Annotated in this window: 10 protein-coding genes; 6 read left to right on the top strand and 4 right to left on the bottom strand. The window is 53.8% G+C overall.

Features of this window, described 5'->3' with window-relative positions; translation table 11 throughout:
- Window positions 1–40 precede the first annotated feature (40 nt).
- Both GOV91_RS16555 and GOV91_RS16550 read right to left on the bottom strand, forming a co-directional pair.
- Window positions 41–394: a hypothetical protein gene (locus tag GOV91_RS16555; protein WP_171236331.1), complete on the bottom strand. Its 354-nt coding sequence runs from the start codon at window positions 392–394 to the stop codon at window positions 41–43.
- A 134-nt stretch (window positions 395–528) separates the two neighbouring features.
- Entirely contained in the window at window positions 529–1,347 is an 819-nt protein-coding gene (locus tag GOV91_RS16550) for a sulfotransferase family protein (protein ID WP_171181004.1), read from the bottom strand.
- A gap of 143 nt (window positions 1,348–1,490) precedes the next feature.
- On the opposite strand from GOV91_RS16550, the gene GOV91_RS16545 reads away from it, so the two are divergent.
- Both GOV91_RS16545 and GOV91_RS16540 read left to right on the top strand, forming a co-directional pair.
- Window positions 1,491–3,068: a DUF5928 domain-containing protein gene (locus GOV91_RS16545; RefSeq protein ID WP_171236330.1), complete on the top strand. Its 1,578-nt coding sequence runs from the start codon at window positions 1,491–1,493 to the stop codon at window positions 3,066–3,068.
- Between the two features lie 323 nt (window positions 3,069–3,391).
- Window positions 3,392–6,991, top strand: coding sequence for a flavoprotein (locus GOV91_RS16540; RefSeq protein WP_171236329.1), 3,600 nt, complete (start codon window positions 3,392–3,394; stop codon window positions 6,989–6,991).
- Here GOV91_RS16540 and GOV91_RS16535 read toward each other — a convergent pair.
- Window positions 6,988–8,151: a hypothetical protein gene (locus tag GOV91_RS16535; protein WP_171236328.1), complete on the bottom strand. Its 1,164-nt coding sequence runs from the start codon at window positions 8,149–8,151 to the stop codon at window positions 6,988–6,990. The genes GOV91_RS16540 and GOV91_RS16535 overlap by 4 nt on opposite strands.
- Window positions 8,152–11,439, bottom strand: a complete 3,288-nt coding sequence (locus GOV91_RS16530) for an adenylate/guanylate cyclase domain-containing protein (RefSeq protein WP_171236327.1) — start codon at window positions 11,437–11,439, stop codon at window positions 8,152–8,154.
- Between the two features lie 478 nt (window positions 11,440–11,917).
- On the opposite strand from GOV91_RS16530, the gene GOV91_RS16525 reads away from it, so the two are divergent.
- From GOV91_RS16525 to GOV91_RS16510, 4 genes are all read left to right on the top strand, one after another.
- Complete coding sequence (locus GOV91_RS16525; RefSeq protein WP_348540126.1) at window positions 11,918–12,187, top strand: potassium channel family protein; 270 nt, start codon at window positions 11,918–11,920, stop codon at window positions 12,185–12,187.
- A 179-nt stretch (window positions 12,188–12,366) separates the two neighbouring features.
- Entirely contained in the window at window positions 12,367–13,446 is a 1,080-nt protein-coding gene (locus GOV91_RS16520) for an AI-2E family transporter (protein WP_171236325.1), read from the top strand.
- Complete coding sequence (locus GOV91_RS16515) at window positions 13,443–14,507, top strand: HlyD family secretion protein (protein WP_171236324.1); 1,065 nt, start codon at window positions 13,443–13,445, stop codon at window positions 14,505–14,507. Before GOV91_RS16520 ends, GOV91_RS16515 begins: the two co-directional genes overlap by 4 nt.
- Window positions 14,497–15,504 carry a DUF2955 domain-containing protein gene (locus tag GOV91_RS16510; protein ID WP_171236323.1) on the top strand — a complete coding sequence of 336 codons (1,008 nt, stop codon included), beginning with the start codon at window positions 14,497–14,499 and terminating at the stop codon, window positions 15,502–15,504. The genes GOV91_RS16515 and GOV91_RS16510 overlap by 11 nt, the downstream gene beginning before the upstream one ends.
- Window positions 15,505–15,811: the final 307 nt, after the last annotated feature.

Here is a 15,811-nt window from a genome sequence, read left to right as displayed (position 1 = left end):
CTGCTGTGCGAGATGAACCGGACGTTTTAGAATTTCGGGGCTAGTCCTTGTCGAAACTTGCCTCATAGGCAGCGTAACGACCGGGGAACAACTCTTCGTAACGTGGATATGTTATTCCTAAGACATCAATTCTGAGCTCACTTTGATCACCTAAATCGTATTCAAATAATACGGCATCTAAGCACTGGACATCGACACCAAGCTCAGTACATACAGACAATCCGAGCCAACGATTTATTGCGGGGTCATCATCTGGTTGCGGTGCAACTTTTGCTCGGAAATCAAAGAACGCTTCTTCGGCAATGAAGGCGCCTTCTGCGCAGCCCATGGGTGGATCGCCGTCCTCTAAGGCCGACCTACCTACCAATTTACCTTTGTAAAGAAGATGAAACATCACAGTTGTGAATCCTTTGGGATCTGCGGCCACAATAACTTTGGATCGTTTGGTCGGTCTGGACCCGAAGCAGACACTCACCAGCAAATCATGTTCTAAGCAGATGCATCTTTGCTGCGAGCACCCATTGCTTCTCAATCACCCAGTTTAGCGTGAATTTCATCCAGATCGATTTCGCCGATCGGCATCTTGTTGGCCGGGTTTTCGAAATCGTATTTGAACAGCTCAAAATCCTGTTTGTAGATTTCATAGACCAGATGCATCGACAGATCGTCGAAGTAATCCTCGACCGGATGCGCGCGTTTGGGGCCGTGGCCTTCGGATTCGTTGAACCGCGGAATATCGGCCAATGCGACTGGGTGCTTCAATTCGACATGATCCAGAACACCCTGCATTCCGTCGTTGAAGGCCTCGGTCCAGAAAATCTGGTCGTAACGCCCGCCATTCACAATGAAGGTCGATACATGACCTGACATGGCTGACCAGTGAATGTCCGGGTCCATCGGACGCCGCCAGCGGATCGTATCACGGGCAAACAGCAGGAACCGGCGGAAGCTGGCAATCTGATCGAATTCGCCCTTTCCGTCATCGCCACCCACTTCGATCCCGTAGTTGTAGATCAGCGTCGGCACCAGATTGCCCCGGTATCGCTTGCCGTTTCGCTGGATGCCGCAGATCTTGTCAAAGAACGAGCTAAGTATGCGGGTGTAAGGGTTGCGAACACAGGTGAAAGAGTACGAGGCGTGGCTGCGCACATTATTGGTAATCAGGCCCTGACTCTGGTCAAAAGCCCATTTGTGCATTCCGTCCTTTGCATCGTGGATGTCGCCATCAAAAAACTGACCGTGATCCGAGTAATACATGATCTGGCCAATGGTCGAGCACGCACATTTGGGCACCACACGGTACACCATGCTTTCACTCTCGGTCATCCAGGTACCGGGAAACCCCATCTGCTGTGCCTCCTTCGCTGGTCAGAACTCGATCCGATACGCCAGCGTTTGGTCTTAAAGAACCAAAATTATTCTGTTTATTCAATCGCGCATCCTCAGTATCACGGTTGAAACCGGGCAGAAATGGAAATTACCTGATACCAATGGCAAAGATTGCCTACATATTGCTGTGCCATAAGGACCCCGAGGCGATCATCGCACAGGCCGAACAGCTAACTGCAGCGGGCGATTGCATGGCGATCCACTTCGATGCGCGTGCAAGCTCTGACGCCTATGACCGGATCCGAACCGCGCTGCGCGAAAATCCCAACGTAACCTTTGCCGCCAAGCGCATCAAATGCGGATGGGGAGAATGGTCGCTGGTGCACGCCACGCTGAACGCCGTGAAGGCCGCGGTCGAGGCATTTCCGCGCGCCACGCATTTCTACATGCTTTCTGGCGATTGCATGGCCATAAAAACTGCCGAATACACCCACCGTTTTCTGGACGATCGCGATAAGGATTTCATCGAAAGTCACGATTTCTTTGAAAGCAACTGGATCAAGACCGGCATGAAAGAAGACCGGCTGATCTATCGCCATCATTTCAACGAACGCACTCAGCCCAAACTGTTTTACACCGCCTATGAGATGCAGAAGCGGTTTGGTCTGACGCGGGAAATTCCCGAAGATCTGCAAATCATGATCGGCAGCCAGTGGTGGTGCTTGCGCCGCCGCACGGTTGAGATGATCCTGGACTTCTTGCGCCAGCGACGAGATGTGATCCGGTTTTTCTCAACCACATGGATCCCGGACGAGACCTTCTTTCAGACGCTGGTACGCCACCTGATTCCGAAGGGTGAGATCGAAAACCGCACACCGACTTTCCTTATGTTTTCTGACTATGGAATGCCGGTCACATTCTACAACGACCACTATGACATGCTTTTGGGGCAGGATTACCTGTTTGCTCGTAAGATCAGCCCCGAAGCGCACGAGCTTAAAGATCGCCTGGGGTCGCTTTATGCCAGCGAGGGCATTGATTTTCCGGTCTCGAATGAAGGGCCTAACCTTTACGCATTTCTGACCGGACGCGGGCGGATCGGTCGCCGCTTTGGGCAACGCTTCTGGGAATCCGGGCGGGCCTTGGGCCCTGAACGCGAGCTTTTCGTGATCGTGTGCAAGAAATGGCATGTTGCCAAACGGCTGGTCAGTCAGATCGCGTCTGAGACGGATATCCCCTGTGTTGAGTACCTGTTTAACGAAGAGGACACCTACCTGCCCGACTTGGGTGGGATAGAAGCGAGCCTTACCAAGCGGTCACGCCATAGGCGGGCGGTTGTACGCATGCTGTTTGACAGTTTCCGGTCGGATCAATTGGTTCTGTGCCTCGACCCAGCCAATTTGGATGTGCTTGAAGATTTCTGCGGGGATCAGGCCAAAACCCATGTACTTGAAGTCGAATGCGAGTATTCCGACGACTATCTTATCGGACATGCCCGCCGCGTCGGGCTTGCGGGTGAAAACAGCCCGAGAGAAAACGTAGCGCGCCTAGTGCCGACGCTGCGAAACGATCTGAGTTATGAATCGCAACAAATCCGAGCGGCGCGGCTTGAGAATTGTTTGCGTCTGCGGGAAACGGCCGACCGCAGTGAAAACGAAGCCGTCATCTCAAGGTTCCTTGGCGTGAATCAGGAAAAGGCCAGCGCCGTGATGCGCCTGGATTACCTCTTCCTCGATTAGGCAGAAACTCTGCGCGACAAACGAAAAAAGGCTCTGGCAGGGTACGCGCCGTGCACTGATTCAGACCGCAGCCGACCCAAGCATCAACGGCATTGAAATCAAACTCATAGTATTCGTGATTTTTGTCCAAAAATCGGATATTGTTCGGCCAATTGGGCCGATTTGTTCATACTTTTTAAATCAACAGATCAGCCTCGATCAGAGAAAAAGCTCCGACCCGGGTGGTCTTTGTTGCGCGAAGATAAGTTCCCACCCGAACAACAAACAAACATTCTGCTGGTCGAAATTCAAAATTTGAAACGCAGCTCCGGGGGGACATAGTTTTGACCACAGACCAAATTGCCAATGCCAGATCATACATCCCAAATGACACAGACTGGAGCCAGATTTACAAAGTGCTGCCCGGCGAGGCCGAAGTGGCCGAGCCTGCTGTTATCAACCCTCATTTCGAGTGTATCGAGGTAACCGGAAACACGGTCCTGCCCGCGAACGGCATGTATGTTGTGCTGCGTGGTGTCGTTCAATTGCGGCAAAACGGGCACCCTCTGGCCAGCGCAGATGTGGGTGATTATTTCTACGAAGAACATCTTCAGATCTCGGATATCCCTGTCAGCCTCGAAGCGCTTGCGCTGGACGGAACCCGGCTGGCATACCTGTCCAGCGAGAGCTGGCGGAATATACCCAAAGACATCAGAAAACGCTGTTTCGCTACAATGTTCGGCGACCTTGTCAGTGTACAGTTGGAGAATTTCCAGCAGCCGATCAATTGTTGCAGCGTGACGGCTGCCGCGCTCAGCATGTCGGCTCTGGGTTTCAGCTGCGAGGTAAATGACATTTTCCGCGAATGCGCGCTGCCGTCTTCCTTTGTGGTGAATGACGGCATCTCGTTGGGTGAACTGTTTGACGTCGCCTGCACCTATATTCATTCGCAAGGGCTTCGGGACCGGGTTCAGGTTCAGGCCTATTTCATGGACGAAGACACAACAAGCGTGCCGCTGCTGCTTGACGCAATCGACGAGTCCAATCGGTTGGGCGGAGAAAACGATATTCTGGTGGCGAATTTTCAGGTCGGCGTCGCCCATGGCAAAGAAAACATGCCGGGCGGACATTTTGCCGTCATTGCCAAGTGCAACCCAAGCACCGGGCTAATCCACATGATGGATGTACATCCAGAAAAATACGGCAAGCTTTGGGTCACTACGATCGAACGGCTGTGGAAGGCCATGTCGGACCGTGACGGAACCTCGATGCGGTCTCGTGGCATACTGCGGTTCTCGGCGCGTGCCGCGGTCAAAACCCATCTGAAAACGTTCAAACAGCGGTGCAACTATGTCGACAGTACGCTCTATTTGGCAAAAGACCCAAAGAAGCGCCGCAACCTGTTCCGTCGGGCCACACCCAATATGAACTCACTAGGTGTGTTGGCGGAAAGTTTGGCCATTCACGGCGACAACCGCGTGGACGAGGATGAGCTTTTGCGGGCCACCGAGGCGTCGTTCACGGAAGCTGTCAGCCGGGTCGCCACAGCCAAAGACATGCACGAGATGGCGGAAAAATACCTCAGCCAGTCTGAAAACGTGCATTTGGGCAGTACGTTCCAAAGCTTTGCAACCCGCAAGGACAGATCGATCCAAACCCCGCAGGATTGGTTCAAGGAACAGCTAAAAAGTCTGAATACCAACAAAGATCGTCACCTGATGATCAATATCGATTTCAATCGCGTCACCGGGATCGAAGCAATCCGCCCACCGGAAAACGTCTATCGGGAAACTGCCCTGCTGGAAGAGTTCTGGTGTCTTTGCATCGCATATGACGAGGACACCGATGTTGTCACCATTGTCGACATGAGCCCCGCGACCTCTCAGGTCTGGCAAGCGCCACGCGGCAATATTTTCCGCGGGTTGCGCGATCTGGAAGACCCCGCATTGGTGATGATCGAAGAAATCGACCCGCCCGAGGACCCGAGCGATGTTGTCAGTATCCTCAAGCACAACACGATGGTTCTGTTCTACGAGGATGAAGACCCCTGGTCCTATATGCTGCGCAGCATTCTGTCGAATATCGGCGCGACAACCGTCAAGCAGATCGACGTAGGCGGACGCGATCCCAATATGATCAGGATGCGGCGGCAATTGGTAACGCTTGGTGAACGACCGGACGTGCCGTATTTGTTTTTCCAGGGCGAATGCATCAGTAAAAGCGAAGAGCTGGAAGACATCGTGGACATGATCCGGGCCGGTGAGTTGCAGGCCAGGATGCGCCAGGAAGGGCTGCCCGTTTCCGAGTTGAACGAAACCCCAAGCCTGGAAAAGAACCCGTTCGGCTATCCCAAAGGGGTGATGAATCAGGTCAACGCGGGCAAGCGCAACGTATTGTTGTGTGCTTGCGGCTCGTCTGCAGCAGACAAAATCCCTGAACTTGTCGAGCGCATCGTCGATGCCGGGCACAATGTGAAACTGATCCCCTCAGTCTCAGCCGAAAAGTTCTTCCGCGATTTCGGGGCGGAGAGGATCGACGCCAAAATTACCCACAACGACTATTACCGCGACGATGATGAGTGGAATTTCCGCTATATGAAATTCGACATGCCAGTGCGGGCTTCGCATCTGGCGCTGTGCGACTGGGCCGATTGCGTCATCGTGGCTCCCATCACCTGCAACACGATGGGCAAGGTGGCCAACGGTATTGCTGACAACCTTCTGACCTCAGTCTTTGTGGCGTGGCAGTACCAGAAGAAACCGGTGATCCTTTGCCCCGCTTGCAATACGAATATGTGGAACAACATCACTACGCAGAACAATGTCGAAAAGCTGAAGACGCTGGGCGTTGATTTCATCGGGCCGCGCGAGGGTCGGCTGTCAAACGGGCGGATGGGTATCGGAATGATGGCAACTCCGGACCAGATCATGGAGGCTTTGGCCGACGCCTTCGAGGAGTTGGACGATCAAAAATACCGTGTTTGCAAATGGGCGCGCGAAGCCGCCGCCGCCGATGACATCAACGAATGGAAGCGGGTGTTCCGCGCCATCGACGAAGATATCGTCGGCATCAACATCGTGGACGAGGCCCATGGTGATTCATTGCTGCATTATGCAGCCGGTGGTGAAGGTGAGTTGAACGAAAGCGGTCACAATCTGGGCAAGCCGGATTACGAGGCCGCGCAGAATCTGATCGACCGCGAGATCGACGTCAACATCGTCAATGACCACGGGTTTACGGCCTTGCACGTGGCGGTGATGAACAAAGCGCCCAGGATGGTGGAAATCCTGCTGGGGGCAAAGGGCATGGATGCAACATCATGCATCGAGTTTGTCCAGGGCATGACAATCGAACCCGAAATCCAAGCCATGCTGGACGCCTGGGCACGCGATCATGACGTGAAGATCGCTGAACCAGAACAGGGGCGCGACGAGAGCTTTGTGGCCGTGCAAGAGCCAACTTATCTGTATTTCACCTACGGTTCGCTGAAACAGGGATTCCCGAACCACGCCGCGCACAGCAAAGTTCTGAACGATTTCGTTGGCCCCGCCCGAACTCGGCAACCCATGCCACTGATTGTCCCGAACGAGCCATTCTGTGACAATCCGAACTGCGGTTACCTGCACAGAATGGCCACGCTTGTGGATCAACAGGGTATGGGCAAACAGGTCAGTGGTGAGGTCTATCGAGTGACGGAATCCGGCTTGCACGAGCTGGATAAGCTGGAAGGTTACCACGGCCCAAACTCATCTAAAAACGTGTATATCCGCAAGAAGATCAATGTGGTTGTGAACGGCGTGATGAAGCCCGCATACGCCTATGTGATCGCAGACCCACAGAAATACCTGAAGAACTTGCGCGATGGTACTTCAGAGATGGTCAGCGATTACACGCTGGACATGGCGCAGGGCGAGCCAAAACCGGGGTTTGAACCTGTAGCTTAACCGTCTTGTGTGATGATCGGCGGCGATTCATGGCTTTCCTTCAGGCTAAGGTTATAAGCCGTGATCGCCACCATGCACAGCAGCACAAATGGCCAGAAACTTGCCTTGGGAATAAGGTTGTCCCGGTAGTGGATGATCCGCAGCGACGGCACCGCCTCGGAGGCGAATAGATAGGTGTTGACCGATACCGCCAGCAGCATGAAATACATCAGAAAAAAGAACGACTCCATGTAGATTACGGGCGAGCCGGCAAAGCCTTCGCGCAGCTGCACGTGCGCCAGCAGGATCACAAAGAACAGAACCGAACAGGTGCCGATCACGCTGGACGTGCTGAAATCATGCCTCTCGGCCAAGCCCTCGCGGCGGGTGACTGTCATGACCGCACCGAACAGCAACATCATCACAACGAGCAAAGGGACCATATGAACGATAAACGCATTGCCAAAATTGCGTTTGATGACGAAATTATAGTGCAACTCGGGCGCGTTGGTTTGATACGCATTCTGTCCGATGCCCAGCGTAGTATCCAAATTTGACAGCTTGTAGTCGAAATAAGTGTTTTCTCGTTCCCAGGTACCCATCACGATCTGATTGTCGATTCCAAAAATATCGTCCGGTCCGGTCGCTGGATATGCCTCGAAATCAGGAACCAAAGCGACGGCGTCGTCAAACGATGCCGGCCAGAACCGCACCCAGACCGTTTTGTGATCAAAGGGGTAGCTTGTGTAATCAAAGCTCTGGCGCAGGGTTTGTTCGAAATACCACCCAATCAGAACACCGTCAGGCTGCGGCAGTCGATACGCCTCGGCAATCAGGCCGCTTGCGGTGTCCACCGCCTCGGGCAGAAGAAATCCGACCTCGCCCTCGGTCGGGACGATCTGGTCATGCTCGCCCGTCTTGTAGTGCTGCCAGATATAGCCCGTGACCTGAACATCACTGGCCCCCAGAAAGTTGAATGACTTTATGAATATCCCTGTCCGCACGTAGTAGTCTGGAACAACATCCAGCTTACCCAGATATAAGTCTACGGCAGCTTGATCTGGCAACTGCGTCGGATCACCTTCGAAATGGTTCAGTTCGATCCATAGTTTCAGCAAAAGACCTGCCAACCCTAGGGTCAGCAGGCCAGAGATAAGCCAAACCTTCTTCTCGACGCTCATTCAGCCCCCTGCCTGTTCCGTCAGAAAATCAGCGCGCCCCAGCAGGGATTGAGTAATTCCCATCTCGGCAAACTCGGCTTGAAGGGTGGTAAAACTCTCATGTTCGCTTGGCACGATACCCTTTTGCCCGCATTCCGCCAGAAAGCGCGTCTGGCGGATGGACAAATCAACCAGTGGCAAAGGTTCCCCGGCCGTAAAGGCCGCCAGCCCATCCGCATAGTCATTTGCAGCTTGCCAATCACCTCGCGCCAACATGACTGCGCTGGCATCGGGGTAAAAGTGCAGATGGCTATGACCGACACATCCTTCCGCGATGATTTCAGTCCCCAAATTCAACAGGCGTATTTGCTCGTCCGGGTCAGTTTCGGCCATCGCCAGAGCCGACAAGGCCTTGGGCCCCACAAAATTCCGACCATGTTCCAATGCAATCTCAACCGCACGGCGGCCCGTTTCCAAAGCCTGATCCATTTGCCCGGCATAAACCTGGGTGCGGGCGAGATGTTCCAACGCCTGCGCCTCTAGCCGCTTAGCCCCCACACGCTCGGCGATCTCGGCCGAAACCCGGAATGCCTCAAGCGCCTGATCAAGATCGCCCAAAAAGGTATCGGCCACACCCAGGCAGGTCTGAGCCACACATTCGGGCACAAAAGCAAAATACTTCTGCGAAACTTCGATGGCTTCGTTTGCGTCTGCGCGCCCTTGTTCGACATCCCCCATGTAACTGCGCGCAACGCTCAGGTTGTGCAGATTGGCCGCCAGGTCCCGAACCAGACCCTTTTCGCGCGCCCGATCAACCGCCTGCGTGTAGAACCCAGTCGCTGTCCTCATTGTGGCCTTCATGAAGTTGGCATCACCAAACCCGCTGAGCGCCCCCACTTCAAGGCGCACGGAGTCCAGTTTGCGGGCCAAAGTAAGCGCTCGTTCATTGGCGCTCAACGCTTCCTTGTCTCGGCCCAAGGGGAAATACACGTTGCCGCGCACATAGTTGATCTGGGCCACGTCCCGTTCGGAGCCAGCACGCTCGGCCGCAGCTTCAGCCGTATCCAGCGCCTCAAGCGCGTCCTGATACAAGCTGGCCTGTCGCGCAGCCTGTGCAAGACCAATATGCGCCCGGCTGATTTGCTCATCTGTCTCTGCAAGTCGCGCTGCGTCTCGAAATTCCTGCAAGGCTTCGTTGGACAAACCCTGCAGCCGGTGCGTCTCACCCCGTGCACACAGCAGGTCAAACCGGACGCCTGCGGGCGACGGCAGTTCCAAAGCACGTTCGATCAACGGGCTGGCGTCGTCGAACCGGAACGCGTGGATCAGCTTGTCGGCAGCTTCAAGATAGGCTTGCGCCGCATTGTTGGCACCCGCCCGGTCCAGATGCTGCGCGTGCAGGGTTGCATCACGATCTTCGAACCATTTGGCCGCCTGGCGATGCAGGCGCGCGCGCTCGGATTTGACCAACGTAGCATATGATCCATCCCGGATCAGCGCGTGGGCAAACATCAGATCAGCCCCGGCCTCTCGGATCAGGGCCGAACGGATCAGATTGGTGGTGTCCAGATGCCCTTCCCCGAGAATGTAATTCAGAACCTCGGGTGAGAACCTCTGCCCCAGCACTGACGCCGCCTGAATGGCGGTGCGGCTGGCGCGGTCCAGCGCATCCAAACGCGACTGGACGATGCCTTGAATGCTTCCAGGCACGGTTTCCTGCTTGAGAATGTCAATGTTGCGCAGCAACTGTTCCAGAAAAAGCGGGTTGCCACCCGCACGTTTGACACAAGTTTCCAAAAGCTCGGGGTCGATGGCCGTAAACTCCTCGACCAATTGCCGTGCCTGATCTTCCCCCATCGGTGCCAATTCCAACTTGGAGACAAGCGCGCCATCCGTGGCTGTTTGCCAGTCTCGGTCGATCGGGTCTCCTTCGACCCGGCTGGTCATCATCAAGACGCAGGGGATTTGCCGCGTTGCTGCGGCGATATGTGCGCAGGCTGCAAGAATGTCGGGTGACGCCCAATGGATATCTTCGATCTGGATCAGCAAAGGCGCGTCCTGACTGCGGGCAAGCAGCAACTCATCAATGACCTGCCTGCGCCCACGCAACCGGGTCTTGTTATCCATTACGGCATAGACCTCAGCCAAACCGGGATCCTGCTCAAGTTCAAGCAGTGCGTTGAGATGCGCGGCGTTCGAAGGGCTGACCCAGCCTTTGGCGATCGCGTCTTTGGCCAGGGCCGTACCTGTTTCCGCGCCATCCGACGGATCAAGGCCCAAAACACTGCGGGCCACGGTCTGAATAGCCGAGTGCCCCTCGCGCGCTCCGAAATCCATAACCACGCCATTGTGGGTTGAATAGGACAGGCTCTTGGCCAACTCGGCCACCTGTTCGGACAAATGCGTCTTGCCGATCCCAGGCTCACCCAGCACCACATGAACCTCGCCTTCTCCGTGTCGCTTGCACCGGTCAAATGTCGCCGAAAACAACGACATCTCGCGGTCGCGCCCGATGAACTTATGTCGTCTTGTCCGAATGTTCCGGGCCAAACGGTCCAAGCGCCAGACTTCGACAGGGTCATTCAGGCCTTTTATCGCCTGCACACCAATAGACTCGCCCACGAAAAGCGGACCCAGAGCGCGTTGAATGTCATGTGAAACCAATGTTTCACCGCCCTTTGAAATATCGGTCAAGCGCGAGGCCAGATTCACCCCGTCTCCGGTGACGGTATATTCCGTATGCGCCAAGCTGCCTGTTGTACTGGCAATGACCTGACCCGAAGCGATACCGATATGACAAGACAATGGTGGCGTCAGTGTTGGCAATACCGCATGTATCTCGGCCGCTGCTCTGGCCGCCCGTTCTGTATCGTTGGTATGTGAGATAGGTGCACCGAAAACCGCCATGACAGCATCGCCGATATGCTTGTCTATGCGCCCGCCGAATTTCTCAACCACGCTGTCAACTTTGCCAAAGAACTGGTTGAGCAGCGCGTGCAGATCCTCGGCATCCAAACCACTGGACATTTCTGTAAACCCCGTGAGGTCAACAAACATCACAGTCACTTGGCGCCGTGCAGGTTCAATTGGATCGGAGGATTCAGATGCCTCGGACGTTTCCGTCACGTCGAGTTTTTCTATAGCACGCAGCAACCGCCGACGATCCCCGACCGCAGTTACCCCAATTTCTATAAGATCTTCAGCCGTCAAATCTGGCAGTATGGAAAAATCGATCTTGTTATCTAGGAAGGCCTGCGCGTAGTCAGATAATCCAATTGCGCTTAGCCACTTGCTCAGGTCCCGAGACATGTTGCCCCTCTGAAGTCCCCTTACTTCAACTTTATTCCTAACATGGGTTTCAGGGTTGAGTCTGCAAAAACCAAATTAATTTGCGTATATGTCTATATTTATCCAAGTTTGCTCCGTTGGATTTGTGTCTTCAAACATCGGCGGGACGCAATTTTGAACGCAATATTCTTGGCACGTCAGCAACCATCAAACCGTTTGCATGGATTCGACTTAAAGCCGCCTTTGGTACGCGTCGCGGGTCAGTGTTTAAGCCCTGCTAAATTGCCGGTTCAGATATCCAATATGCTTTCGCTTGAGGGGTTTTCCCATCCGTCCTTTGAACACACCTTGTAACCCTGTGCACGACCGTCCGCCAAAATGCTTCGAATTTTCGAGTTCTTTGTTAATAGTATATATGAATTTGTTTACCAGTGAGGGCTCGATGAATTCACTAACCAGAATAACACGAGGGATAAGTGTCGCCTTCAAGGACGGTCGAGTGAAAGGCTTACTTGCCTTCACAATCGGAATGATTTTGTGGGCTTCGGTCTTCTACCGCTTTGTCGAAGGATGGAGTTGGCTTGACTCCATCTACTTTTCTGTCGTGACGATTTCGACCGTAGGCTTTGGTGACTTTTCACCTGAAACTGCGGCGGGAAAGATATTCACGATGGTATACATCATTGTGGGCCTCGGCGTCTTCGTGACTGCGGCAACCACGGTCGCGGACACGATCTTGTCTCAAAGCGACGAGAAAAAAGAGAAATAGCCGTATCGTCCCCGGCTGAGCAAATCCTCGTGCTGACGAGGCGTCAACATGACGACACAGGCTCTGACCGGGATTCATACGTGTCTTCAAAATGATAGGTGACCCCCAAAGGTCAAAAAAATACACATATAGTGTTTTTTGAGTGTAGTATTCAAAAAAACGGATAGCGGAGGGATGGAATGGAAAAGACTCAGGACGCCAAGATTGTCGACCTCGCAATACGATTACTCTTTCTCGGATTATTCCTCTATAGCGCGCTGGTCATGGTTGCGCCGCTTGCCAGCGTGGTCATCTGGGCCACGATCCTGTGCGTCGCACTTTATCCTGTTTTCGATTGGTTGCAGTCCAAGCTGGGCGGGCGGAAGAAACTTGCCGCAACAATCCTGGTGTTGCTGGGTCTTGTACTAACCCTTGGTCCGGTGGCAACGGCGGTATCGGGCGCTGCAGAGCTTGGGTCCGAGTTTGCAGAACAGGCTGACAAAGGTGAGTTGAAAATTCCACCTGCGCCAGAGGGTATCAAAGAGCTACCTCTGGTTGGAGGCAAGATTGCCGACGTTTGGGGGATGTTCGAGCGGAATTTGGACGGAGCGTTGGCGAAATACGGCGCGCAGATCCTTGAGATCACAAAGTCCCTTTTCGGTAAGGTTCTGGGAATCGGAATTGGGCTGTTGGGACTTGCTCTGTCCGTTTTGATCATGGGGGCGTTGTTCAGCCCTGGACCAACTATGGTTCAAGGTTTGCAACGTTTTGCGAACCGTGTTTTCGCACCACGTGGCGGGGAATTCGTCACTCTGGCTGGAGCAACGATTCGAAACGTAACAAAAGGCGTGATCGGCGTGGCGGCCATTCAGGCGGTCGTCGTCTGGATATTGCTTGTGCTGTTCGGGATCAACTCGGCCGCGACGCTGGCATTTGTCTGCCTGATACTTTCGATCATCCAGATTGGCCCCGGCTTGGTTCTTCTGCCGGTGATCATATACGCATGGAGCTCGATGTCCGGCGGCACCGCCTTGATCTTCACGATACTGGCCGTTCCCGTCACAATAATGGATAGCTTCCTAAGACCCGTGTTCATCTCGAAAGGGCTCGAGACACCCATGCTGGTGATCCTCATCGGTGTTCTTGGGGGCATGATGGCTTATGGCTTGATCGGTATTTTCATGGGGCCGGTTCTGTTCGCTGTCTTTTACGAGCTGTTCAAAGTCTGGATTGATGCTTCGCCCGAAGCCGAGAGTGCTGCGGCAGGAGATGCAGAATGAGAAAGACGATATGGACCACGCTGGGCATCATCCTGATCTTCCTCGTCTGGTACCTCGTCGCCGACCGAAAGACGCCATTTACTGGAAACGCCAGAGTAAAGGCCGTCGCGACCCAGATCGTTCCTCAGGTCACCGGAACAGTCACCGAAGTCCTTGTAGAAAACGGTCAGGTCGTCTCGGCAGGGGAAATACTGGTTCGGATTGATCCCAGGCCGTATGAAATCGATCGCGACAAGGCAGAAGCTGATCTGGAAGCAGCCACGCAGGAAGTTGGTGCATCTTCGGCAGAGGTGAGTGCCGCGCAGGCCAAACTGGCGCGGGCGCAAAGTGATCTCGACACGATGCGCATTCAAACCGAACGTGTGTTTGCCCTTGAAAAGAAAGGGTTGATCGCCGTCTCAAAGGCTGACGACGCACGCGGGCAACTGGCCGAGTCTGAAGCAAACTTTGAGAATGCCAAAGCTGATCTGGAAAAAGCCAAGCAAAGGCTGGGCGATGACGGTATCGAAAACCCGAAAATTCAGCGCGCATTGGCCGCTTTGGCAGACGCAGAACTGAACCTTGAATGGACGGAACTGCGCGCACCGGCAACGGGTGTCATATCCAATCTGCTGATCGCCCCTGGTACATATGCACGATCCGGTCAGGACCTGCTGACGTTTTTGGATGCAACCGACGTCTGGATCGAGGCGTACTTTACCGAGAACAACATCGGCCGCGCTTCGGTGGGATCGCCGGTTGACGTCGTGTTGGACATGCACCCCGGCAAGATTGTTCCCGGCGTGATTGAGAGCTTCAGCGCAGCCGTCTCGCTCAGCGGTGGGGATGAACCGGGTCAGTTGGCCAGTCCACCAAGCACCAAGGGCTTTCTGCGTGAACCAGAACGGTTTCCCGTACGGATAGTTCTGCCGGGATATGAGGCTGGAGACGCTGAAGATGATCTTCGCTTCCAGCTCAACGGACAGGCCGATGTGATCATGTATCTCAGCGACAATTCCCTGCTGAACATGGTCGGCCGGACCTATATCCGTCTGGTTTCAATCCTGTCCTATGCGTATTGAGGACCGAAACTCGGTTATGCGACTGGCGCTGGGTGTGACTGGCGTCTTTGCCTTGGGCCTGTTTCTGGGTTGGCCACTTGCCGTGGTTGGGTCGGTTTTCACAGCCCTGTTCCTTCAGGCACCTGCAGCACTACCGTTGGCAGCCTTCGGAAAACTGTTCATTTTTTCGATTGGATTGATGTTCATTTCCTTCTTTCTGTCGTCTGTTCTTGCACCCTATCCCCTTGTGTTCCTTATACTTGTGGCCATCGGAATAATCCTGTCCTTCATGTGGTCGGTTTCCGGAGCTGGCGTTCTGCCCGGAGTCATCGCTCTTATGGGCGCATTGATGATTCCAAACCTTGTTCTACAATCCCAGGATTTGGCGTTGGTGCTTGTGTTCTGGATACCGTTGAACCTGCTATTTGCAGGGTTTGTTTCAACGTTGATGTTTGTTCTGATACCATCGACCCCGCATACGGCATCAGGCAGCAAAGCCGCAGCATCGACAGATTTTGACCCTCATCGACGAATTGTCAGAATGTCGCTTGTAACAGTGCCCTTTGCTTTGGCATTCTTCGTATCTGGTACTTCAGCTTTGCTGGTTTTGTTTTTTGTGGCCCTTCTCAGCCAACAACTCGCAGCAATGCCTGCAGCAGGAAAAACCGTGGCAAAGGCGATGCTCACGTCAAACCTGCTCGGAGCCGCAATATCAATCATTTGTTATGAGATTAACGTCATAGCTCCAGTCATTCTGACATCAATTCTGCTTTGCTTTTTCTTTTGCTTGGCACTTGGTGCTCTTGGAAAGTCCCAATTCCCTCTGGCCGCAGCAGCCGGGTCTGCAATTACAACAGCGTTGATTGTGTATGGTGGATCAATTGCACCATTCTCCGACGAGGCAGATGTCAAAAGCATTACGCGCGTTCTGCAGGTCGCCAGCGCTGCGTTCTTTGTAATCGCAGCCTATGTCGTAGTAGATGAGTTCTGGCCGGAAAAGAAACGTCAGACCGTTTGAGCAACCTAGCTTCGTGTTGGTCTCGGGAATATGACTAGTCATATTTGCGTCTGTTGTCCTGAGCTTCGGCGACTCGGTTCATGGCTTGAAGTGTTGGCCCAGTAGTATTTTGGGTTGTTTTTTGTGTTTCTGACGCTCTTTTCGTGATTATGATTTGCACCTCTGAGCTTCGTGTTATGAGGCTGACGGTGTTAAGACGTTAAGCAATTGATCCGGTGGATCGATTGTAGTCTGAACGGGCTGTTTGGATTTTGGTTGCGGGGAGAGGATTTGAACCTCTGACCTTCAGGTTATGAGCCTGACGAGC

This window comes from Ruegeria sp. HKCCA6837 (assembly GCF_013034475.1).
Classification (GTDB): Bacteria; Pseudomonadota; Alphaproteobacteria; order Rhodobacterales; family Rhodobacteraceae; genus Ruegeria.
The sequence above is the reverse complement of the archived record's forward strand: the minus strand, read 5'-3'. Positions and strand labels throughout refer to the sequence as shown.

Coding starts and splice junctions, on each gene's coding strand:
- GOV91_RS16555 (WP_171236331.1), bottom strand. CDS start 394: ATGTTTCATCTTCTTTACAAAGGTAAATTGGTAGGTAGGTCGGCCTTA.
- GOV91_RS16550 (WP_171181004.1), bottom strand. CDS start 1,347: ATGGGGTTTCCCGGTACCTGGATGACCGAGAGTGAAAGCATGGTGTAC.
- GOV91_RS16545 (WP_171236330.1), top strand. CDS start 1,491: ATGGCAAAGATTGCCTACATATTGCTGTGCCATAAGGACCCCGAGGCG.
- GOV91_RS16535 (WP_171236328.1), bottom strand. CDS start 8,151: ATGAGCGTCGAGAAGAAGGTTTGGCTTATCTCTGGCCTGCTGACCCTA.
- GOV91_RS16530 (WP_171236327.1), bottom strand. CDS start 11,439: ATGTCTCGGGACCTGAGCAAGTGGCTAAGCGCAATTGGATTATCTGAC.
- GOV91_RS16520 (WP_171236325.1), top strand. CDS start 12,367: ATGGAAAAGACTCAGGACGCCAAGATTGTCGACCTCGCAATACGATTA.
- GOV91_RS16515 (WP_171236324.1), top strand. CDS start 13,443: ATGAGAAAGACGATATGGACCACGCTGGGCATCATCCTGATCTTCCTC.
- GOV91_RS16510 (WP_171236323.1), top strand. CDS start 14,497: ATGCGTATTGAGGACCGAAACTCGGTTATGCGACTGGCGCTGGGTGTG.